Here is a 22875-nt window from a genome sequence, read left to right as displayed (position 1 = left end):
GCGTATCCTGCACTTTATGCGGTGTCGACCCGAAGAAGTATCTGTCGGAAACGATTATGCGAATCCGCAACGGCCGCGGCTTTCAGCTTCCCTATGCATTTGCCAATGAGCACGAGACCTTCAACCTGATCTAGCGTTGGCTCGTGGTTCTAGCTTAAAGGAAGCGAGGGCGCGTTTTTGCCTGCTCGTTGGTAGGCTTACCTTTTTTCGCTGGCGACCCAGGCCGCCACCGGTTCACCGTTTTTGAAGACGATGCGGTTTTTGAGGCGGCGCTCCACCGCATCGCACGGCAGCAGGATGCCGCACAGGTTGAGGAAATCGCAGGCGTTGACCACCAACAACTCCTCGTCCGGGTCGCGGCGGCGTACGGCGCGCAACCCGCCCAACGCTGCCGGTAGGGCGAAATGTTCGCCGCTGCAGCCGGTGACGAAATGACCGCCGCGTAATTCGCCCACGCCTTCCATGCGGCGATAGACGGTGATCAGGTCGCGCCATTTAGGGGCGAACCTTACGCGATCCAGCAGTTTGCGAAAGACGAAACCGTAGCGACTTCTGGCCGATCACCTGCTCCGCCGGCGGGGCCAATGCCCCGACCAGTTCAACCAGTTTTTTGGTTAATCCCGGAAACCTGGCCGGTTACCCCCGGCCGAACAACCGACGCAACTCGCCGCGGATCATGGTGACGCCGATAAGCGACGCGGTGATCGCGATGACGGGAATGGCGCTGTAGGCTTGGGTGTGGGCGGTGATCGCCACCACGACCGCGCCCAAGACCAATCCCAGTGAGAGCACCATATAACCCCGGCTTTGGTACAACCAGGCGAAGGGGAGAAAGTGAGCCCCGCCCGTGACGGCAATGAATAGCGGCGTCCAGGCCGGGTTGAGCTCGTGAACAAACACGGCAATGGGTAACAACAAACCATTGGTTGCGGCAAGGTACCCGCCCAATGTAGAAAGCGGATGGTCCTTGGCGAAGAAATCCGGGGTACGCAAGAATCGGGAGATGCCCAAGCCGACGGGAAAAACAGCCGCTTGACCGAGGATCATCACCAAGGATGCGGTGGGTGTCGCCAAAAGCTGACCCAACAGCAACATGACCAACCAGTAGGGGATGCCGGCAATCGGCATCGCCACACCTTTTTGTGTCAAGCGGCACAAACTTTTTTGTAAATCGTCCAGCGCGTGCATGGGGGACATGGTGGTGCTCCTTCAGAACGGGGAGTTCGTCGTGCGGTGTGCCGCCACCCACTTCGGTGGTGGGCGGATAACAAGAATGCGGCTAATAAAAAAGAGACCAATCCGGCGAAAGCGGGGACAGGCCGTGTTCCCGCTTTCGCCGGATTTTGCGTCATCTTGCGCGGCCAAGGCATGAGAATAGGCGGTGTTTGGCGTGAAACACCATGCGATGGAATCGATGCGTCGCGCAATTTACCCTGCTGTTGCCGCCCGGCACCGTCCGCGTTCGCGTTATTTTCGGGGGGTGATTAGGGCATCCACTTGGGTTTCGTCGATGGTTTGGGTGTGGGCGAAACTTCTTTTTTCGCCGCCGACCCAGGCCGCCACCGGTTCGCCGTTTTTGAAGACGATGCGGTTTTTGGGGTGGCGCTCCACCGCGTCGCCCGGCAACAGGATGCCGCACAGGTTGAGGGGATCGCAGGCGTTGACCACCACCAGTTCCTCGTCCGGGTCGCGGCGGCGCACGGCGCGCAGGCCGCCCAACGCTTCCGGCAAGGCGAAATGTTCGCCGCTGCAACCGGTAACGAAATGGCCGCCACGTAATTCGCCCACGGCCTCCATGCGGCGGTAGACGGTGAGCAAGTCGCGCCACTTGGGGGCGAACTTCTCGCGCTCAAGCAGTTTTCGAAAGACGACGCCGTAGCGGCGTAGCAGCGTACGCGCTTGGTATTCCAGCACTTCCTCGCGTTCCTCGAAACCGCCCTCGTCGCCCATGGGTTCGGCCAGTAGGGTCCAACGGCCCGCGAATTGGATGCCCTGCACCCCGCCGCCGCGCGCACGCCGGGCGCCGTAACGGCGTCGGAATCCGGGATTGCCGGTGGTGGTGAGGCTGGGTTTGTCCTTGGCGGGCGAAATGAGCGCGCGCAGACCCGCGAAGCTGTCTGAGGTTACCATTCCCAGTGCGACCAGCTCGCCCAGGCCCATTTCGACCTGGGTCGCCAGCAGGCCCGCCTGCTTGACGAGGTCGTTGAAAAAGACGGCGCCGCTCCGTTCGAGGATTTCATGGACCTCGCGGGCATAGCCGGACAGTTTGAGGTCGTGGCGGGGTGGGGCGCGCCAAATGTCCTCGTTGCCGCGGTAGAAAAAGGTGATCGGCGTGGTGCGCAGCGGGCCGGAACGAAAGGGTTTGTCGCCGGCGGTTTGCGGGCCTTTGAGGCGCCCCCAACTCACCTTGCCGCCCAGGCTCAATTGGTCCAGCCAGGAGGGGAGGTAGGTCGCCGCGCGGGTTCGCAGGATGTGTTTTTCCCAGGCGCCGGCCGCGGCTTCAAACCCTTCCAGTTGCAGCAGAACGTCTTCCAAACCCTCTAGATCACGCACCTTGTGTTCGCGGCTCAGGTGTTGCCAGTCGAACAGGAAGCGCATTAGGTCGGCGACCCCGACGGGTTGGATCTCGGCGCGCAAGCGTTGCAGGGTGCGCTGGTGGATGCGGGCCAAGATGCGGCGGTTGCACCATTGGCCGCCCTCGAGGCGTGGGTCGAAAGCACCGCGCAGGACCATGCCCTCCCCTTCCAGGGCGAGGAAGGCCGCGTCCAAATCGTCCGCGCTAAAAGGGAAACGGCGCTGCAACAGGGCGACGGTCACGGGGCCGCATAGTTCGAGGCGACCGCGCAGTAAGTCCACGCGCGCGTCGTGGCTTTCCCAGTCTTGCGCCAAAATTTCCGGCAAATCGAGCGCCGGGGTGCAGGTCATGTCTGGGAAGAGCGTACGCCACAGCGGGAGGCGTTCCACGGCGGTCCACGGTTCCCACGGTCGGTCGGGTCCGTCGATCCGAGCGCGAGTGACACGTCCGGTCGCCACCAAATCGTCGAGAAAAGCCCGCCACCGACCGGCCTCGGGTTGTTCCGCGATTTCGTCGTCGCCCAGGGCGCCGAGCATCACCAAGGCCTCGTGCATTTCATCGGTTGATTCCGGTTGCGGCCAAACCTGCTCCACCACGGCGTCCACGGCGCTTTCGTCCATGAAACCGGCGGGAATGATTTGGGTTAGGTCGAGACCGCGCCGCAATTGCACGGCCTGGGTGCGGCGTTCTTCCAGCGGGGCGTCGTCCAAAAAGGCGTAGGGTTTGGCGTTGAGCACCTCGTGCGCCATGGGCGAGGGTTCGGGCACGTCGACGGCAATTTTTTCGATCTCGTTGTTTTGGAGTTTGATGAGCAACTGCTCCAAGCCGCCGACGTCCATCACCTCAAACAAACAATCTTCGATGGTCTGGCTGACCAGCGGGTGGTCCGGCACCTCGCGATCCCCGGCGATGTTCTCCAGGCATGCCAATTGATCGGGAAACACGATGGCAATCAAATCCTCGGCTTCCATGCGCTGGAGCTGCGCGGGCACCCGTCTGCCGCCACGCATGCGCAGCATGGCCAGGGCACGGGTGGCGTTCCAGCGCCAGCGGGTTTGGAACATGGGCGCGTCGAGTAAGGCCTGCACCAACACGGTGCGCGCGCTTTTGGGGCTGAGGTAATCGAAGACGCCGTCGAGCGGGAAAGCGTGTTTGGGGCCCAGGGACAACACGATGGCGTCCTCGGTTGCGGCGGCTTGCAACTCGAAGTTAAAGCTGCGACAGAATCGTTTGCGCAGGGCCAAACCCCAGGCCCGGTTCAAGCGCGAGCCGAAGGGTGCGTGAATGACGAGCTGCATGCCACCCGAGGCGTCAAAAAATCGTTCGATCACCAACTGATCCTGCGAAGGAATCACCCCAAGCGCTTTGTAGGTCGCGGCGAAGTAAGCAAACAACTGGTCCAGCGCGGGTTGCGGCACATGGAGCGGCGACAACCAAGCGGCGAAAGCTTCAGGGTTTTCCAGGTGGGTCTGGGCTTCGCGGCGCAGCCGGGCGACGGCGGCGGAAAATTCAATCCCGCGACTGGGCGCTTCACCAAACCAAAACGGGATGGAAGGTGGTGCGCCTTGGGCATCCTCCACAAAGACTTTGCCGATATCCACCTTGCGGATACGCCAGGATTGATTGCCCAGTTGGAACACGTCGCCGGGCATGCTTTCCACGGCGAAATCTTCGTTGAGGGTACCGATGATGGTGTTGCCGGGCTCGAGCACGACCTGGTAATCGGCGAGGTCGGGGATGGCGCCGCCGGAGGTGATGGCCGCGAGCCGCGCGCCTTTGCGGGCGCGCAAGGTCCCGTTGACCCGATCATAAAAAATGTGGGCCCCGCGGCGGCCGCGTTTGGTGGTAATCCCGTCGGCCAGCATCACCACTACCTTCTCAAAATCGCGGCGATCCAAATCGCGGTAGGGGTATGCCTCGCGACAGAGGGCAAACAAGGCGTCGGCGTCCCATTCGCCGTCGGCACAGGTGGCGACAATTTGTTGCGACAACACGTCCAGCGGGTGCGGCGGCATGATGAGTTTGTCCAGCTCACCGCGCTTCACGGCGGCCAACATGGCGACACCTTCAACCAGTTCATCGCGACTCAGCGGGAACAAACGCCCCTTGGGCACCCCGCCCAGGTGGTGACCGGAACGACCGATACGCTGTAAAAAAGCCGAAATGGTTCGGGGCGTGCCCAGTTGGCAAACGAGGTCCACGGAGCCAATGTCGATGCCGAGCTCCAAAGAAGCCGTGGCCACCAGCGCCTTGAGCGATCCTTCTTTGAGCCGCGCCTCGGCGGACAGCCGTTTCTCCGCGGCCATGCTGCCGTGGTGCGCGGCAACCGCCTCGCCACCGAGCAAGTTCTTTAAATTGAAGGTCACCCGCTCGGCCAAACGGCGCGTATTCACAAAAATCAGGGTGGTGCGGTGGTCCTCAATCAGTTCGGCGAGTTGGCGGTAGATTTCCATCCACACCTCGGCCGACATCACGGCCTCAAGCGGTGAATCGGGCAAGCACAAGGCCAAATCGAGGCGACGCAGGTGGCCCTCGTCGATAATGCGGCAATCGCGGTTGGGCCCGACCAGGAACCGCGCCACCTCGGACATGGGATTTTGCGTGGCGGACAAACCGATGCGCTGCAACGGCCGTGCGCACAGATGGGCCAGGCGTTCGAGGCTGAGAGTGAGATGGCTGCCGCGGCGGTTGTCGGCGAGGGCGTGGATCTCATCCACAATCACGGTGTCCACGGTGTGCAACATATTGCGACCGGACTTGGCGGTGAGCAGCAGATACAGTGATTCCGGCGTGGTGACGAGGATGTGCGGCGGCTTTTGCACCATCAGCCGGCGCTCGCGGGCGGAGGTATCACCAGTCCTCACCGCTTTGGTTAGGGCGGCCACATCCAGCCCCGCTGATGCAGCGGCGGCTTGAATGCCGGCCAAGGGTTCGGTGAGGTTGCGGTGGATGTCGTGGCTGAGGGCGCGCAGGGGCGAGACATAGACCACACGCGTTTCGTTTTCGAGGCGGCCCTCCGCTTGGTCGCGGAACAAACGGTCGATCACGGCCAAAAAAGCGGCCAGCGTTTTGCCGGACCCAGTCGGCGCGGCCATCAGCACATTGGCACGGTCGCGAATCAGGGGCCAGCCGCGTTGCTGGATGGCGGTCGGCCCATCAAACGCCCGCGCGAACCAGGCGGCAACAGCCGGATGGAAGGCGGCTGTCGTGGGATCGGAAACCACGTTGGATTCAGACATCACCGGCCTCCTTGGGAGTTCCCCGAAAACGGATCGCTATCCTTAATTAATGGGCGGGAAACCCGAGGTGTTAAAAATTCGGAATTTCATCATACCACTTGGTGGATGTAGCCGATTCCCCGATGCAGAGGAAGAAACCCGGCATCGCAAACGAACCAAGATCAAACTTCGATCCATAAAACCAGAGCCCGGCCAAGCTCTGATCCGGCGCACCTTGATCATCGCCCACCCAGACGAAAGTTTCCGAGCGTTGGTCCATCGCTGGGTCATTGATTGATGACTGGTGAATGCGATGGTCCGACCCCTGCTCCGATTGCTCCTTTTCCTAACCCACAAACCCCTGCGCCGCGCGGCGGTGTTCCTCAGCTACGGCGCGGGTGTGCTGATCTCGGCGCTGCCCGTGTTTTGGGCGCAAAGCCGTGCCTTCCCCCAGCAAAGCTGGTGGCCGGCCTTCCTCCCCAATGACCTCGCCACGCTCACATCCTGGCTGTTGCTGGCCGGTTTTGTCGGCATCGCGGTGGAAATCCGCGAACAGCACCGCCTCACCCTTGAAAACCAAAGGCTTCGCAAGCAGCTCGCCACCACAACCCACGCACAGCAACAACGGGAACAACGGGAGACCCGACGACAACAGTTCATCTTGGGTTTCCTGGAGCACTGTCGGCATGAACTGATGGAAGCCCTCGGCCACGACGAACACGGCCACATTCATCACCGTGTCACGCTCCTCGAACCGCGCTTTATCGAGGGAGAACCCGCCTCCTTTACCGCGCTTTACAGCAACAGCAGCAACCCGGTTTACAGCCGCCAGGCCCACCTATCGCCGGTACAACCGCCGGCGACGCTATTGCTCGCGGCCTGGCAACACGGCTGGCATTTCGACGGCGACTTGCCGGCCGCGCACACCGCGGCCTACCGCACGACGCTGCACCAACGCTACCGCGCCCGCGCCGAAACCCAACCCGGCCGCATGCAACCGCGCCTGTTCGCCTGCTTGCGCGTCCGCGATCCCGTCAGCCGCAAATGCGTGGCGCTCCTGCTTTTAGAAAGCACCCATCCCCCACGCCACAGTCAGAGCAAGCTCAAAAAATTCCTGGAACACACGGCACGACGCCTGGCCTGGCTGCCGGCATTGCGCCACGGTGAGCAGCATTCCTAACCCGCATCTCTCACAAGGTTTTCTGCTTCTCGCAACAAATCCTCGTGAAAAATGCGAGCTAAAGAAAAAAAGCCCCGAGATCAGAACCGCAATCTCGGGGCTTTTTTTGTTTCAAAACAAACCGGTGTTTGGGTTAGACGACCCTACTCGTGCTCGGCGAGGAAACGCTCGGCTTCGATGGCGGCCATACAACCGGTGCCGGCCGCGGTGACGGCTTGGCGATAAACGGCGTCCTGCAGGTCGCCACAGGCAAAAACGCCGGGGATGGCGGTCGCGGTTGAATCGGGTTTGGTAATCACATAACCCACGTCGTCCATTTCCAGTTGGCCCTGGAACAACTCGCTGTTCGGTTTGTGGCCGATGGCGACAAACAAACCTTCAATCGGCATGTCGCGGGTTTCGCCGTTTTGGGTGTCTTCTAAAACCAATCCCTGGATACCGGTTTCCACGGTGCCCTTCACATCGGCCACCTGGGCGTTCCAAATGAAGTCGATTTTGGGATTGTCAAAGGCGCGTTGTTGCATGACCTTGGAGGCCCGCAATTCCTCGCGGCGGTGGATGACGGTCACTTTTTTGGCGAACTTGGTCAGGAAGGAAGCTTCTTCCATGGCGGTATCACCGCCACCGACCACGGCGACTTCTTTGCCGCGGAAGAAAAAGCCGTCGCAGGTGGCACAGGCCGAAACCCCGCGCCCCATCAAGGCCGTCTCATTTTCCAGACCCAACAGCTTGGCCGTGGCACCGGTCGCCAAAATCAGCGCATCGCAGGTGTATTCGTCGTCACCGACCCAAACGCGGTGTGGCGGGGCTGCATTCATTTCAACTTTTTCGACAAACTCAACCTCGCACTGTGCACCAAAGCGCTGTGCTTGCTTGCGGAACAGTTCCATCATTTCCGGTCCCATCACGCCGTCGGGGAAACCGGGATAATTCTCGACATCGGTCGTAATGGTGAGCTGGCCGCCAGGTTGCAGACCTTCGAACACGAGAGGTTCCAAATCCGCGCGAGCCGCGTACAAGGCCGCGGTTAATCCGGCGGGCCCGGATCCTACGATGATCACTTTGCGATGCGTCGTCATTGCCATCTCCTAAAGTTGGTTGGTGGTCGGCCCGGCCTTCGGTGAAGCGCGGGCCTGTCGTAAGGGGCTTATTATGACGAAAAGCACGGGCGAATACCAGACAGCGGGTGGAAGGAAGCAAGAAACGGGTGGGACAAAGGTTTTACGACGGATTTAACCTAAGAAGCGCTGAAGCGAGGGATTTTGGCTAAAGATCTGGAGCGAAATGGCTTGGAAAAAGCGGACCGGGGTCGCGCACGACCGCACCCGTTAGGTGCGGTGAGCATTTTTACAGGCCGTTGTAGCCCAGAGGTTTAGCCAAAATCGCCGCGAGTTATCGCGCTTCTTAGGTTTAATGCCCTTGGGCGGTGGTTCGGTCGTGGACACATCCAGCGGTGAAAAACCCTTGCGGGATGGGCGACCGCCCGCCTTCACGCGTATAAAAAGGAGACCCAGCGCCGGCGCAGCGTGGCATTCGGGGAATATCCGGTCCCGGCTCGGCGTTTTTTGGGTTTTAATGGGTTTGTCACCTAAACGTGTTCGCCGCGCCCCGAGTGAGGGGCCCATGCCGTAGCGACCGCCGGTCGTTGCGCGCCGCGACACCTTTTTGCGAACAACACCGGTGACGGTTCAAGGGGGAATCATGAAACGTGCGATCTTGCGGACCGCGATCCTGACCGCGGTCCTCGCCACCTGGGCGTGTAACCAGAAAAAAACGGATGCGGATGTCTTCGACCAATCACCGGTCCAGTTGATCATCACCGCCGACGTGCGACGGGGCATCGAACCCCTCTATGTGGAGTTCTCGGGTTATCTGGAAACGGAAGAAACCACGATCGCGGAAGAAGTGCGCGAGGTGGTGTGGATCATCGACGGCCCCGGCTCGTACCACAAGGAAATCGCCCAGGAAAGCTACAACTACCAGGATGAAGAAGCCAACAACGACGCTTTTTTCCACTTTACCTATGATTTTCTCAAAGCCGGGAATTACCGGGTCAAAGCAAGCATAAACAACGGAAAATACAAATCGCGTCCGGTGCGCATTCACGTCGAGGAAAACCGCAATCGGCGTTGAATCAGTGCGCGGTTGCGGTCGAGGCCCGGTCGGCTCGGGGCCTAACGCTCCCAGGGTTTTAGCAACACGGCGACCGGTTTCTTTTGGGCGCCTTTTTTGTATCCCGTGATTGGTTCTAGCGGAATGCCTATGCTATGCTGTGGCAATCATTGTCCCCAGGTCCATAGAGGAGCTTTCTGAATGGTATTCTTGAACTACTCTACCATGCAAATGGTTGCCAAAATCGTATTTTACGGCCCAGGCCTCTGCGGTAAAACGACGAACCTAAAAGAGATTTACAAGAAAACGTCCCCCAAATCGCGTGGCGAAATGGTGAGCCTGGAGACAGAAACCGACCGTACCCTTTTCTTTGACTTGTTGCCGATGGACGTCGGTGTGGTCGGCGGTTTTAAAACAAAATTTCAACTTTACACGGTACCCGGTCAGGTTTTTTACAACTCAACGCGGAAGTTGGTTTTGCGCGGTGTTGACGGCATCGTGTTCGTGGCCGACTCTCAGAAACCCATGTTCGACGCCAATGTGGACAGCTTCGAGAACCTTCAGGAAAATTTGGCCGAGATGGGCCTCGACCTCGACGACATCCCCCTGGTTTACCAGTACAACAAACGGGATCTACCCAACATTGCCTCGGTCGAGGAGTTGAATGAATCGCTTAACCCGCTGGGCCGGCCCTACGTACAAGCCGCCGCGCTGCAAGGGGTCGGCGTTTTTGAGACGCTGAAAGAGGTTTCCAAACAAACGCTGCTCAAATTGCGCGACAAAGCCACCGGTCAAGAGCCGGTCAAAAAAGAGAAACCCAAATTGCAGGTGCGCGGTAGCGAACCCGCGCCCAAAAACGAAATGCCCAAAAACGTGTCCTTTGACACCTACCCGGGCACACCCAACGAGGAAGTAAAACCCACCTCGGTCCCCGCGCCAACCCCCGACGCCCACCCGGAAACAAGCGAAAGCCTGCCGGATGTTAGCCTGCACGGCGCGGAAGTGTTACGCCCCGATCAGGAAGGCCAAATCCAAACGGTTCGGGAAAACACGCTGGACAGCTTTGATTTGGATTTCCCGGAGGACGACAGCCTCGCGGATGAATCACTCGACCTCGACGAATTCAACGATATCGACATCGACGACGCCTCGCTGAGCGGCAGTGAAGCCCTCTTGGATACAGGCGGCAACGACGCCCTACTGGAAACCAGCGGTCCGCTTGAAGTGAGCGCGGGCGACAGCCAAGACGCGGCCGATCCCCTCGCCGCCGCGGTGGACGGCGATCTGTCCGACAGCGATTTCGCCGAATTGGACAATGTCGCGGCCGAGGCCGAAGCCGCGGTCGCCGCCAAAAACCAAAACAACGACCTGCTCGGTGATGATCCCTACGAGGATCAGTCCATTGAATTTGAAGACGAATTCGCCGGCGAGGACGATCTCGAAACCATTCGTGCCGAACTGACGCCGTCTCCCGACGATAACGGCGAACTCATGCCCCCCGAGGACGACGCCGAACTCACCTTCGACGAATCGGTCTTCGAGGAACACGAAACAGCCGGCGCCGGCGGGACTCCGCTGGAAATGGAAGTCAATCTCGGCCCACCCTCGTTTGCAGACGTTCACCCCGATCTGAAGGATGGCGATCCACCACCGCTCGTTCACAACGAACTGGACGCCTTTCCCAGTCACGATATGAGCAGTGAAGCCTCGATTTCCATTGAGGAAAACCCGGTGAACCCCTCCGCGGCCGACACCATTCAACTCGACGCCGACGTTCATCCCGACACCTTCTCGAAAGACCAATTCGGTGAACTCAGTGATCCCAGCGCAACCATCGAGGTAAGCACCTTTACCTCGAACGAGGAAGAACCACCTGGGTTGGCCGGCGAAGAAGACGCCCTCCCCACGGTGACCGAACGGGAACCCGACGCGGATCCCGAACCCATGGTCGTTGAAGACGGCGATTTCAGCGCGGCCGTTGAAGCCGATCCGGTAGAAACCGTCGCGGCACCAACCGAGGAAGCAAGCAACATGGCTTCCGCCGATGGCGGTTCGGTCGATATTCAAGCCGGCGCGAACGTCACAGAGCCAGAGCCGATGGCAGAAGCTGAACCGGCTGCAGAAGCCACACCCGTCGAACCGGTTACAGAAACCGCTCCCACGCAACCCGAACCCGCTCCCGTCGCGGAAGCCGCACCCGAAGAACCGGCCGCGGCGGCGGAAACCGCTCCCGAGCCGGAACCTCCAAGCGAGCCCACACCCGCGCCCGCCGCGGAACCGGACCTCACCACCAAATCGAAAAAGAAAAAAAGCAAAAGTTCCGGTCTGGACGATCTCAACTCGCTCACCGCCGGCATCCGCACCAAGGGCAAAAGCAAACGCAAATCGGTCGACAGTTTGCTGGGCGGTCTGGGCAGCACCGGCGGCGGCGAAAAGAAAAAAGCCAAGCTGGAGAAGTTCCAGGTGGAAGTGCCCGCCGATTTCACCAACGCTCAACTCAACTGTGTCTTTCTGGATGAAGACGAAAACGTCATTCACACCGAGCTGTTGAAAGTAAACGCCATGGAGCTGGAGCCCGGCACCTTCCAAGTCCGTATGACGCTGGACATCAAAACCAAATAAGGGTGCTCATGCGGCCGGTATGATGCTTGCTACAGTCTAACCGGTCGCGGTGGACATCTCCGTTCGCCAACGACACAAACCCTTATATTTTCGTCACTTGGAAAAGGAGCCCGGCATGAACACGGCACGTCTGTTGTGTCTTCTCGTCGCATTGGTGTTCGGTTCGGCGGCCGCCACGGCACAAGTCAGCCCCAAAAAAATGCAGTGTTTGCAGCAAGCCCTGTCTGAACTCAACCGTTTCGAAACGGAGTTCAAACAGGAGACCTACAGCGATTTTTTCGACCCCACCTTGGCAACCGGCATGCTCAAGGTAGAACGCCCCGGCAAAATGCGCATGGATTACCGGCAGGGCGAACGCAAACACGTGATTTGGGACGGGGTCACCTGCTACGAACGCGATGAAATGGCCGACACCGAAACCCGCACCCCGCAAAGCGATATCCAAAGTCAGCCGCTGGTACGCTTGTTACTTTACGGAGAAAAGCTCACCACCTACTTCATCGTGCGCAACGGCAACAGCCTCGACAGCAAAAGCTACCAACTGGCGCCGCGCGGCGGCGGTGACTACCTCATTGAATTGGAATTGGGCGCCGATTGCCGTCCCAAGTACCTCGATATTTTGTTTGAAGACGGCGAAGGCACCCGTTTTTGGTTCAAGCAAATTGAGAAACGCGACAGTTTCCCGGCAACAACCTTTGTGGTCCCTTAGCAACCCCCTTATAAATTGAACGTGTTAAGCAGCAGTCGGGGAAAACAGGAATTAGCCCCCGTCCGCCACACCTATCCACAAACCCATTAAAGCATGACCTTTAAACGCTAAAAAATCGATCCCAAAGACCACCGCTCCCCCTTTGTTCTGAATAATGTGCTCGTTATCCGCGAGGTGTGCTAATATGCTCGCGTCCGATAAGAAGTGGTAACAAACCAGGTTGGTGCGATAACTTGAACGGGTCACACATTGCTGAATTGGTTGCTCCTGAGATGGAAGGGTTGGATCGCGAGATGACCCGAATTCTGGGAACCGATCATCCTTTCCTTGCCGAATTAAACGAACGGATCATGGCCAGTCCTGGCAAACGCCTGAGACCAAAGCTTTTAGTCTTGTGTTGTAAAATGCTGAATTACGCGGGCGACGATGCGCCCCTTTTTGGCGCGGTTTTCGAACTGATCCATACGGCGACCCTGATTCACGATGACATCATCGACGAGGCCCAAACCCGTCGCGGCCGGAATACGCTGAACCATGTGATGGACAACACCATCACCGTCCTGTACGGCGATTTGCTCTACACCAAAGCCCACTCAACCGCGATTGAAACGGGCCGTTTGGACGTACTGCACACCATCACCTGGGTTTCCGAACGCATGATCGAAGGCGAACTGCTCCAGTACAAAATTAACTACGACAGCACCATCAGCGAAGACACCTACTTCGACGTCCTCAAACGCAAAACGGCCTACCTGTTCGCCGGCACCACCAAAGCGGCCGGCATGATCGCCGAACGAACCCCCGAGGAAACCGAAAAGCTGTTTGAATACGGTTTCAACCTGGGCGTTTCGTTCCAACTTATCGACGACCTGCTGGACTACACCGGCAGCGAGGATGTGCTGGGCAAGCCGGTCCTGCAAGACCTGCGCGAGGGCAAGGTCACCCTGCCGCTGATCCGCATGTTGGCGGAAGACGACGGCACGATTCGCGACCAAATCCACCAATTCTGGGAGGAAAAGGAAGAAACCCTTCCGCCCGAACTGGTTACCCGGATTCAGGAAAGCGATCACCTCAAACAATCCTGGGAACTGGCCCGCGACTACGCCGAAAAAGCCGTCACCGCGCTCCAGGGTTTCGAACCCAACCCCATTTGGCATATTCTGACCACCATGCCGCTGCAACTCTTGCAACGCCATAAATAATCGCAACCCGGACCATCGTGTGAACGTTCTCGATGCCTGTCGTGCGGCCTGCCTTCGCGCCGCCCGCGAGCCGCTGCAACCGACCCAACTCCCCGAGGCCGCCTTCACCGCCTACGCGCTGCAACAGGTGGAACAACGCGCCGCGGCCGCATTTCTCGACTCGGCCGGGCCCCGCCACGAACGCGGTCGCTTCAGTTATTTAAGCGGCAACACCCTAGCCGTTTTTCTCCAGTTCGCCGACCACTTTTACCTTTATTTACCCGATGAAACCCCGCGCCAAATCACCCCTGGCGCTTTTGCCGATTGGCTGGCCGCGTTTCACGGCAAGGACGACTGGGGCCACGCGGCGCTCCTCCCCCTCATCACCTACGAGGCCTTTAACCCCGACATTCGACCCGACCTGCCCCACCCCCTTTGGCACGAGGCTCAGGCGGTGTGGCTGCTTTGCGATCATCTGCAAACGTACGACCGCACCACCCAAACCCTTTCGGCTCAGGCACTATCGCCCGAAAAGACCTTCAGGATCCAGGGGCGCTTCACCGCCTTCCACAACAACGAGGTCCCCACCGGCTGGCGCGAATCGGAACAACGCTACGGCGAAAAAATTAAAACGGTACAACACCATATTTACGAGGGCAACTTTTACCAAGCCAATCTTTCCCAACGTTTTTGCAGGCCCACCAACCAAGCCCCGACGGAAACCTACCGCCTGCTGCGCGCACGCAACCCCAGTCCCTTCATGGGGATTTTTCGTTTCTTTGATTACTGGGTCCTCTCGGGTTCACCCGAACGGCTGGTGGAGAAACGCGGTAATTTCATCAGCGCGCGCCCCATCGCGGGCACCCAACCCCGCTATCCCCACGACCCCGCCGCGGATCAAAAAGCACGGGATCACCTGACCAGCTGCGCCAAGGAACAGGCGGAACACTTGATGCTGGTGGACTTGATTCGCAACGATTTGGGCCGCGTCGCCCGCGCGGGCAGCGTACAGGTACGAGAGTTCGCGGTGATTGAAACCTACTCCCACGTTCACCACTTGGTCTCCCAAGTCGAGGCGAACCTTGCCGAAACCGCCGACGTTTGGGAACTCATCGCCTCGGTTTTTCCCGGCGGCACCATCACGGGCGCCCCCAAAATCTCCTGCATGCAGACCTTGGCCGAATTGGAGCGAGAAAAGCGCGGCCCCTACACTGGTGCAATGGGTTACATCGGCGGCGACGGCAACCTCGATCTCAACATTTTGATTCGCACCATTATCCAGGTAGACCGCCACATTTGCTTCCACGCGGGCGGCGGCATTGTCGCCGACTCCCACCAAACCGCGGAGTACTTGGAAACCCGGCACAAATGCGCGGCGCTGATGGAAGCACTCAACATCGAGGTTTAATCCCGAGCCGCGCCGATGTGCGCTAGAATGAGCGCGATTTGAAAACGCTGCTGTTTCTTCGGCACGGGGTCGCTGTAAGAGCCGTCCGCTCTTCCCGTCCCGGTCAGGGTCCCCCACCACTTGCTTAGGTGCGCCCGCGAGGGTGCGATCCGCGAGGTTCCAACCGGAAACCCACGGCGGTATGGGCGACCCATCCGCATCGCCTCAGCCCGTGTTTTGGGCGATGCGGCCCGTGAATGCTTATTTTCGTTTATGGACTCAAGACACGATCTAGGATGGAGGCATCTATGTCACGATCAGCCCTTATCTGCATGCTGGGCTTGTTATTCGCGTTTTCGGCCGCGCCGCTTCAGGCGGGTGGTCTCACCTTCGGGGTGTTGGGCGGCATGTACTCACCGAACAAAGGTTTGGACGACAACGACAATGGCTTGGCGTTCGGCGCCAACATTCAATTTAAATTCACCGCGGTGGCGGTAAAGCTGGAAGGCCTGATTATCGACAGTTCCGGTCGCTACAACGATATCCTGGGCGAAGACCGCTTCGGTGGTACCGACATTGATGTGGAAAACATCATTTCGGCCGACCTGCTGTTTTACCCCCTCGGCACCACCTTCTTCCTACAGGTCGGCCTCAACCGCACCAATATGGACAAGGACAACATCGAACTGGAAATCGTGGATAACGAAACCGGCTTCGAGGTGGGCGCGGGTGCGATGTTTTTTGACAAACTCAGCATTCAGGGCAAAATCCTTTATACCCCGGATGCACTGGAAAGCAGCGCGGTTGACACGCTCGACAACCTCGACGACACGGATTTAATGTCGTTTCTGGTAACCGCGGGCTGGCATTTCTAGCCTCCTTTTTTCACCACAATAAACAACAACGGCGGGTTGGGATGGGACCACAACAAGGTCCCCCCCAACCCGCCGTCGTTTTTTGGCTAGCCCGCACTGCGCACAAGGATTCGCCGCGAGAAATGCGGGTTAGACCTAAAAAGCACGATAACGCGCGCTAATTTGAGCCAAACCTATTGGCTTCAGTGCTTCACAGGTTAAATAACAGACGGGGTTTCTCACGCTGCTTCTGGGGGGCGATTTGGCGAAGATTCCCTTTTTGACAGGGTTCGCCGCGGATGGCACCGTCACTTCGCCTGTTTTTTTCACATGATATTGGGATGCCATGAAGATGGGCGATGCTGCCTGTCTCCCCTTTTTTGAAAGGTTTCCGCCGCGGATGGTGCCGTCACTTCGTTGGTCTGGTTGGGGATTTAATGTTTGGCGTAACCGCGGCCCCGTTCGGGTTTAGGTATCATTTTCTGCCAACGGCACGTTCTCAACCGCGGCGGTCGCCTGCATGCAACATACACTAAGGCTCAAACGCCCGTACCTCATCAAAGGCGCAATTCACACCACCAAGCAGGCTACCCGCTATCGCCCATCCTCATTTTATCCTAATATCCTAAGAAATAACCGGATACCAACACCACGTACAATCGCACACCCTCGCCCCATCCTGATGAATAACGAATGCCAACCCCATCCAAACACCCTAGATGCGGATTAAGGCGCCGGCGTGCCTTCATCCTTAAAGAGGATCGCCGCGGGTCGCTCGCGCAAGGAGGCTTCCAGGAAAGCCAGGGTGCGGTCGACCGCGCCTTGGTGTTTGGCGAGGAAATCCATGCCCTGGGTGGCCATGGCTTGCAAACGCGCCGGATCACGCACCAAACCGGCCAAGGTCTCGCCGACCAGATCCGCCCTAGGAATTATTTGAATCGCGTGGACCGCCAGCGCTTCCGCGACCTCATGGCGAAAATTTTCCGTGGAAGGTCCCATCAGCGCCGGGGTGCCGGCTTGAAGCGACTCAAGAAAATTTTGGCCGCCGCGGCGGTTAAAACTGCCGCCGATTAAACTGAGCGTGGCAAAACGGTAGCAGGACGCCAATTCACCAAAGGTATCGAGCACCAACAAACGCGGCTCGGCAACCGTTTGCTCGGTTAAGGAACCGCGCGGGCGGGGCGCATCGGCCGCAAGCGCCGTCAGGTGTTGCGGTAAATCTTCGAGATGTCGCGGTGCCCAAAGCACGCGGGCCTCGGGGAAGCGGTGCAAAAGAAAGGAGACGGCCGGTGCCAGCATGGCGGCCTCATCGGTGCTGATCGAGGCGAACACAAACAAGGGGCCGGGCTGCTGTAACCATTGGTGCAGGACACCGGCCTTGGCGAGCGGCGGCGCTTTGAGGTCAAATTTCATGTTGCCGGTCACGCACATACGCGCGGCGGGCAACCCGAAAGCGGCAAAGCGCGCGACGTCCAGCTTCCCGCGCGCGGCGACACCGGTGCAATGGGTCATCACCCGGCGCAGCAGGGCGTTGTGGCGGTAACGCAAGGTTTTGGGACCAAGCCGACCGTTAACAATGAACAAACGGGCGTCCGCTTTTCGGGTTGAGAAAAACAGGTTCGGCCAAATCTCGGTTTCCACCAAAACCACGTCGGGTCGGGTCCAGCCGGAAAACAATCGCCGGTAACACCAGGCGAGATCCCAGGGAAGGTAGCGGAGTTGGTGCGGGGCGGCGCGCGCCGCGAAAAAGTCGTAACCGGTTTGGGTCGTGGCGGTAAGGAGCACCTGTTCCCGAGCGGCTTCCGGCAAACGCTGGAGCAGCGAGAGGGCGAGCTTGGCTTCGCCGAGGCTCACGGCATGCAGCCAAAGAACGGGCTGAAAGGAAAGCGGTTGCGGCAGGAGTCGTTGGATGATCCAGGCCGCGGTCGCCGGCTTAAAAAGACGCAACAACGGGTAAACAACCAGGGCAATCACAAAAACCGCGCTCGCCAGTCCCTGATAAACCAAACGCCATGCGGTCGATGCGAACCCGCCGCGCGACGCCGATTGTTTCTTACCCAAATTTTCCTCCCACCCGCGACACGGCCAATGATGCGAAGCCGTACGTTAGCAGATCCCCGCGTTTTTTGAGAACGAAAAAGCCACGCCGAACCAATCAAACGCATCCCGGACAAACCCGCCGCAAGGGGCGCTTGAGAGAATGGACCTCGGCGGCACGGCATTCGAGGAGGGGCGCGCGAGGAGGCCGACCAACAGGGATGTTACCCCAAGTCCGGCTTCCCGAGGCGGGCGGCGGGAAAGAAAACGCGGTCGCCGTGTTTCTTGACGGGGGCGCGGGCGAGAATGTATCCTGGCAAAGACAAAAAAAAGAATAAGGTGATGGCAGCCATGAGTAAAGATCTCAGCACCATAGAGGCCCCCATCGTCGAGCTTAGAGCCAAGCTCGAAGGTTTAAAGGCCCAACCGCCCTCCTCGAAACGGGATCGGGAAATAGAAAAACAGACCCAAAAACTCACCAAACTCCAACGGGACATCTACAAAAACCTAACCGAATGGCAGATTTGCCAAGTCGCCCGCCACCCCAAACGACCCTACACCCGCGATTACATCCAGTACCTGTGTCCCGATTTTGAGGAGCTACACGGGGACCGTCGTTTTGCCGACGACGCGGCGATCATGGGCGGATTCGGTACCTTCAACGGGCAAGTCGTGTGCTTGATCGGCCACCAAAAAGGCCGTGACATCAAACAAAAGTTACACCGCAATTTCGGCATGCCGCGCCCCGAGGGTTACCGCAAAGCCCTGCGCATTATGAAACTGGCCGAAAAATTCAACCGACCCGTGGTTTGTTTCATCGACACACCCGGCGCCTACCCCGGCATTGACGCCGAAGAACGCGGCCAAGCCGAAGCCATTGCGTTAAACCTGCGCGAGATGGCGGTCCTTCGCGTCCCCATCATTATTTATGTGATCGGTGAAGGCGGTTCCGGCGGGGCCCTTGCCATTGGCGTCGGCGACCACGTCAGCATTCTACAAAATAGCGTTTACTCGGTCATTTCACCCGAGGGTTGTGCTTCGATTCTGTGGAAAGACGCCGAACAGGCACCCAAGGCGGCCGAGGCCCTTCACCTCACCGCTTCCAAGCTGAAGAAACTTGACCTGGTTGATTCCATTTGCGAGGAACCCCTGGGCGGCGCCCACGCCGACCCACCCGCGATGCTCAAGTATCTGGCCGGGCACCTCCAGCAGCAGCTTGACGATCTTCGTCAGCGGCCGGTTGATCAATTGCTCGATCAACGCTACCGCAAATTTCGTAACATGGGCAAATATGCACAGGTTGGTTGAGGATGGCAAAGGAATGGCAGCTCATGGAGCCGGATCCAGACCAAATCACCCAACTCACCGAATGCCACCAAATCGACCCACTGCTCGCGAAATGTCTGATTAATCGCAAGGTGCTCGAACACCAAACGGTTGAAGATTTTCTGGAACCCTGCAGTTATCAACCGCCCGATCCCTTCCAAATCCCCGATATGGCGATCGCCGTCACGCGCATCCAACGCGCGCTCGAACAGGGTGAACGCATCTGTATCTATGGGGATTACGATGCCGACGGCGTCACCGCCATCGCCATCCTGACCCAGGCCTTGGAAGAACTCGGCGGCGATGTGTTTTACTACATCCCCGACCGGTTTTTCGAAGGCGTCGGCCTGCAGTGCAACCGCATGCGTTTGCTGGCAGAGGAAGAAAACGTCAGCCTCATTATTACGGTGGACACCGGAGCCCGTGCATTCGAGGAACTGGAATACGCGCGCCAACTGGATCTCGACGTGATCATTACCGATCACCACACCCCGGATACGGAACGCCCCCCGGCCCTGGCGGTCCTCAACCCCAAGGAACGCGGCTCGGTTTATCCCTTTAAAGAACTGTGCGGCGCGGGCGTCGCGTTCAAGCTTGCCCAAGCCCTGGCCAAGGTCTACCCCAACCGGGTCGACCTCGGCCGCCACGTGAAAATCGCGGCCATCGGCACCATCGCCGACATGGTCCCCCTGCGCGAGGAAAACCGTTGGATTGTCGCCAGTGGTTTGCGTGAATTAGCAAGGGACGAGCAAGGTCCGATTCGCTGTTTGTTGCGCAAACTGGGTGTGCGCGGCATGCCCAACGCACTCGACATCAGCTTCAAGGTGGCGCCGCGTATCAATGCGCCCGGTCGTCTCGGCGATCCCGACACCTCGATTGCCTTTTTTAAGGCGGGCACCCCTAAGGAAGCCCATCGGATTGTCGAAATCATGGACGGCATGAACACCGTGCGCCAAATGCTGGAACGCGAGTTGGAACAGAAGATCAACCGCCAACTGCGTCACATGTACCGCAACAAAATCCCCTCATTTATCGTGGTTGCCGGACGTCACTGGCACCGCGGCATTCTCGGCATCATGGCCTGTAAAATCCTGCGCCGTTACGGCCGCCCCACCTGCGTGCTCTCTTTTGACCACAACGAGGCGCACGGTTCCATTCGCAGCATTCCCGGTCTCAACATCCTGGAACCGCTCGACGGCATCGCCTCGCTGCTCAATAGCTACGGCGGGCACCCCGAGGCCGCCGGCGTCTCGCTTCCTGTCACCAATATCCCGCAATTCCGCGAACGCATGAACGAACTCATCGACAGCCGCAACGATGCCTGCAAACTGGTGTTTTTCGTGGATGCGGTCGTCGAATGGCAAGACCTGGATCGCAAACTGTTTTCCACCATCTCCAAAATGGAACCCTTCGGTATCGGCAACCAAATGCCCACCTTCATGACCGGCGGCCTCATTTTGGAATCCGAACCCGTACGCAAAGGCCCTTGGTTCCACTTCGAGGCCAGCGACGGCCACGTCGCAAGAAAATGCACCTTCTACCATCCCAACGACTTGAATTTTGAATTTGAACGGTTCGATTCAGTCGATTTGGTGTATTCTTTGACGCCTTTCCGCGATGATTATCAAGTACAGATCATCGAAATGCGTCCCTCGGAAAACTAAACAGCGTGCGCGGCAGCGTCCGCGCCCGCTGTTCGCGCAACAGGAACCCGCTTCATGATCAAAAAATGGCTCAGTCGGGGACTGATCTTCCTCATGATCGTCATCTGTGGTTATTTCGTCTATTTGTCGACGAAAACAGAAACGGTCCCGATTGAAAAAACGGATCCCAGCAAAGCCGACCTCCCCCAAGGTCTGCGCGGACGCGACGTGCGCCACGCCGCCTTTGACGCGGAAGGCAACCTGATCCAATCCGGTACCTCGTCGCAGGTCACCCTCATCGGCGAGGACCAATTGGAGCTGGAAGGCGGCCTAGAACTGGAAGCCACGGAAAACGGGCGCAGGTACCATATCAAAGCGGACCGGTACCGCAACAACAAAGACAAGTCCCAGGTCCTTGAAGCGGCCAAGGGCAGTGTGGTGATTTTGGCCGAAAGCGACGGCTTGCGCCTGGAGACACCCGGTCCCGTGGTTGCTCACCCCGACGGCACCTACACCAGCGACGCCGAGGTCGCCTTCTTTTTGGGCGAATCACGGGGTACATGCAAAGGCTTGCGCTATCAACCCTACGCCTTTGTGGAATTACAAAATGCGGTGAAGTTTGACGTGAGCCGGGGCGACCAGGGTGCTGTTTCCATTGAAGCGGAACACCTCAAACTGGACCAAAGCAAAGCACGGGGTATCATCCAGCGCGGCGTGGTCGATTGCGTTGATGAAGCGGGCAATTTGGCCAAGTTACAATCTGAAACCATCGAATTTTCGTTCCGCACCCGCAAGAACCACAACATCATCATGGAACAAGCCACCGTGATCGGTGAACCCGGTCGTTTCCAGTGGAACCAAGGCGCGTTGCAATCGCCGCGCCTGGATATTCGTTTCGATGAAAACGGGCGTTTGCTGCGCGATATACGCACCGGCGCCCAGGCCAGGTTTGATATGGCCGCGGAAGACGGCTACAGGATGAACGCCGACACCGGGGCACTCACCTTAACCCTAGACGGCTCGCTCCCCAGCAAACTCACCAGCGACGACCCCCTCACCCTTAACGCCCAACGGGATACGCCGGCCACCCTCCACCTGGTGGGCGAAAAAGGCCTCGAAACCCAATTTGAAGCGGGCCGCGCGGTGAATACCTTTATCACCGGCAACCCGACCTTCACCTACGGCGGCCAGGCCGGTAAAGCCGGGGAATTGCGTATTTCTCACCGCGAACGCAACATTATTTTCAGTTCCGGCAGCGAACTCTTGGACAAGGACGAGGATATCAGCATCTACGGCGACCGTATTTTGTTGACCAATTGGGACCAGGAAGAGCGCGAGATTTTCGCCTTCCGGTTTGTCACCATCACCTACCGCCTCTCGGAACCGACGCCAACCCGTTGCTGGGGCGACCAATTGGAACTAAAGCTACCGAGCCACACCTTTAAAATCACCGGTAACCCGGCCAAGCTCCAGCACGAGGAACACACGATTAAGGCCCCGGAAATCAATTTGCGCAAAATCGACGAGGACCTGTTTGAATTGGAAACGGACGACCGCGTGAGTCTCAATCTCCAGACGGAAGAGGGCCTGTTCCAATTGGAAGCCAAAACCATGAAGCTGTCCCAAGGTACGGGCCTGCTCGTGTTCCAGAATGTCACCGAGGCCGTGCTGCCGGGTCGGGGGAAACTGAGCTGCGATCTGATGGAAGTAGAGGTCAAGAAAGAGAATGACCAGCAGGTGGTCGAACGCTTGACGGCAACCGGCGATGTTTTGTTCCAGGGCAGCGTAACGGATAAAGAAGGCAAAGCGAGCCCGGTGAGTGGGCAGAGCGAGACCATGATTTACACGCGCGCGGAGGACACCCTCCAATTCCTTGGAAACAATAAAGATGTTGTCTTCAATCACCCCTCGGGTGAATTCGTGGGCCCAGAATTGACCTACAACTTAAAGGATGCTACGATGCGGTCCGGTCCGGGAACCACACGCATAAACTCTAAAATCGTTGAAAATTCTCAAAACTAAGTTAAAGTC

At 58.6% G+C, this 22875-nt stretch carries 14 protein-coding genes and 2 pseudogenes; 10 read left to right on the top strand and 6 right to left on the bottom strand.

Annotated features, from left to right (window positions below; all coding sequences use genetic code 11):
* Nucleotides 1–197 precede the first annotated feature (197 nt).
* From J3U88_RS08295 to J3U88_RS08280, 4 genes and pseudogenes are all read right to left on the bottom strand, one after another.
* A pseudogene (locus J3U88_RS08295) lies at nucleotides 198–536 on the bottom strand (Lhr family helicase); the annotation flags it as partial.
* Nucleotides 537–636: 100 nt separating this feature from the next.
* Nucleotides 637–1197 (bottom strand): DUF7010 family protein, encoded by a 561-nt coding sequence (locus tag J3U88_RS08290; protein ID WP_207858219.1) that lies wholly within the window; start codon nucleotides 1195–1197, stop codon nucleotides 637–639.
* Nucleotides 1198–1467: 270 nt separating this feature from the next.
* Nucleotides 1468–5814 (bottom strand): DEAD/DEAH box helicase, encoded by a 4347-nt coding sequence (locus J3U88_RS08285; RefSeq protein WP_207858217.1) that lies wholly within the window; start codon nucleotides 5812–5814, stop codon nucleotides 1468–1470.
* 70 nt (nucleotides 5815–5884) lie between these two features.
* Complete coding sequence (locus J3U88_RS08280; protein ID WP_207858216.1) at nucleotides 5885–6073, bottom strand: hypothetical protein; 189 nt, start codon at nucleotides 6071–6073, stop codon at nucleotides 5885–5887.
* A 33-nt stretch (nucleotides 6074–6106) separates the two neighbouring features.
* On the opposite strand from J3U88_RS08280, the gene J3U88_RS08275 reads away from it, so the two are divergent.
* Nucleotides 6107–6973 (top strand): hypothetical protein, encoded by an 867-nt coding sequence (locus J3U88_RS08275; protein WP_207858215.1) that lies wholly within the window; start codon nucleotides 6107–6109, stop codon nucleotides 6971–6973.
* A gap of 143 nt (nucleotides 6974–7116) precedes the next feature.
* On the opposite strand, the gene trxB is transcribed toward J3U88_RS08275, so the two are convergent.
* Nucleotides 7117–8052: a thioredoxin-disulfide reductase gene (trxB, locus tag J3U88_RS08270; protein WP_207858214.1), complete on the bottom strand. Its 936-nt coding sequence runs from the start codon at nucleotides 8050–8052 to the stop codon at nucleotides 7117–7119.
* Between the two features lie 622 nt (nucleotides 8053–8674).
* On the opposite strand from trxB, the gene J3U88_RS08265 reads away from it, so the two are divergent.
* The 6 genes and pseudogenes from J3U88_RS08265 to J3U88_RS08240 all read left to right on the top strand — a co-directional run bounded on the left by J3U88_RS08265 (nucleotide 8675) and on the right by J3U88_RS08240 (nucleotide 15859).
* The gene (locus J3U88_RS08265) at nucleotides 8675–9106 is read left to right on the top strand and encodes a hypothetical protein (RefSeq protein ID WP_207858213.1); all 432 of its coding nucleotides are present in this window, start codon (nucleotides 8675–8677) and stop codon (nucleotides 9104–9106) included.
* A 180-nt stretch (nucleotides 9107–9286) separates the two neighbouring features.
* Nucleotides 9287–9862 (top strand): annotated as a pseudogene (locus J3U88_RS35265) (GTP-binding protein); the annotation flags it as partial.
* A gap of 1960 nt (nucleotides 9863–11822) precedes the next feature.
* Entirely contained in the window at nucleotides 11823–12416 is a 594-nt protein-coding gene (locus J3U88_RS08255) for a LolA family protein (protein WP_207858211.1), read from the top strand.
* A 233-nt stretch (nucleotides 12417–12649) separates the two neighbouring features.
* Nucleotides 12650–13618 carry a polyprenyl synthetase family protein gene (locus J3U88_RS08250; RefSeq protein WP_207858210.1) on the top strand — a complete coding sequence of 323 codons (969 nt, stop codon included), beginning with the start codon at nucleotides 12650–12652 and terminating at the stop codon, nucleotides 13616–13618.
* Nucleotides 13619–13637: 19 nt separating this feature from the next.
* On the top strand, nucleotides 13638–15005 hold the full coding sequence (locus tag J3U88_RS08245) for a chorismate-binding protein (protein WP_207858208.1): 1368 nt from the start codon (nucleotides 13638–13640) through the stop codon (nucleotides 15003–15005).
* Between the two features lie 287 nt (nucleotides 15006–15292).
* Nucleotides 15293–15859, top strand: a complete 567-nt coding sequence (locus J3U88_RS08240) for an outer membrane beta-barrel protein (RefSeq protein ID WP_207858206.1) — start codon at nucleotides 15293–15295, stop codon at nucleotides 15857–15859.
* Between the two features lie 705 nt (nucleotides 15860–16564).
* Here the strand turns inward: J3U88_RS08240 and J3U88_RS08235 are convergent.
* On the bottom strand, nucleotides 16565–17899 hold the full coding sequence (locus J3U88_RS08235) for a 3-deoxy-D-manno-octulosonic acid transferase (protein ID WP_207858204.1): 1335 nt from the start codon (nucleotides 17897–17899) through the stop codon (nucleotides 16565–16567).
* 327 nt (nucleotides 17900–18226) lie between these two features.
* On the opposite strand from J3U88_RS08235, the gene J3U88_RS08230 reads away from it, so the two are divergent.
* The 3 genes from J3U88_RS08230 to J3U88_RS08220 are packed head-to-tail and all read left to right on the top strand — an operon-like array spanning nucleotide 18227 to nucleotide 22866.
* Nucleotides 18227–19183, top strand: a complete 957-nt coding sequence (locus J3U88_RS08230; protein ID WP_207858203.1) for an acetyl-CoA carboxylase carboxyltransferase subunit alpha — start codon at nucleotides 18227–18229, stop codon at nucleotides 19181–19183.
* Between the two features lie 2 nt (nucleotides 19184–19185).
* Nucleotides 19186–20865, top strand: coding sequence for a single-stranded-DNA-specific exonuclease RecJ (recJ, locus tag J3U88_RS08225; RefSeq protein ID WP_207858202.1), 1680 nt, complete (start codon nucleotides 19186–19188; stop codon nucleotides 20863–20865).
* 54 nt (nucleotides 20866–20919) lie between these two features.
* The gene (locus J3U88_RS08220) at nucleotides 20920–22866 is read left to right on the top strand and encodes an LptA/OstA family protein (RefSeq protein WP_207858201.1); all 1947 of its coding nucleotides are present in this window, start codon (nucleotides 20920–20922) and stop codon (nucleotides 22864–22866) included.
* The last annotated feature ends 9 nt before the right edge of the window (nucleotides 22867–22875 follow it).

Origin of the sequence: Acanthopleuribacter pedis (assembly GCF_017377855.1) — a bacterium.
GTDB classification, from domain to species: Bacteria; Acidobacteriota; Holophagae; order Acanthopleuribacterales; family Acanthopleuribacteraceae; genus Acanthopleuribacter; species Acanthopleuribacter pedis.
This window is presented reverse-complemented; position numbering and strand designations above follow the sequence as displayed.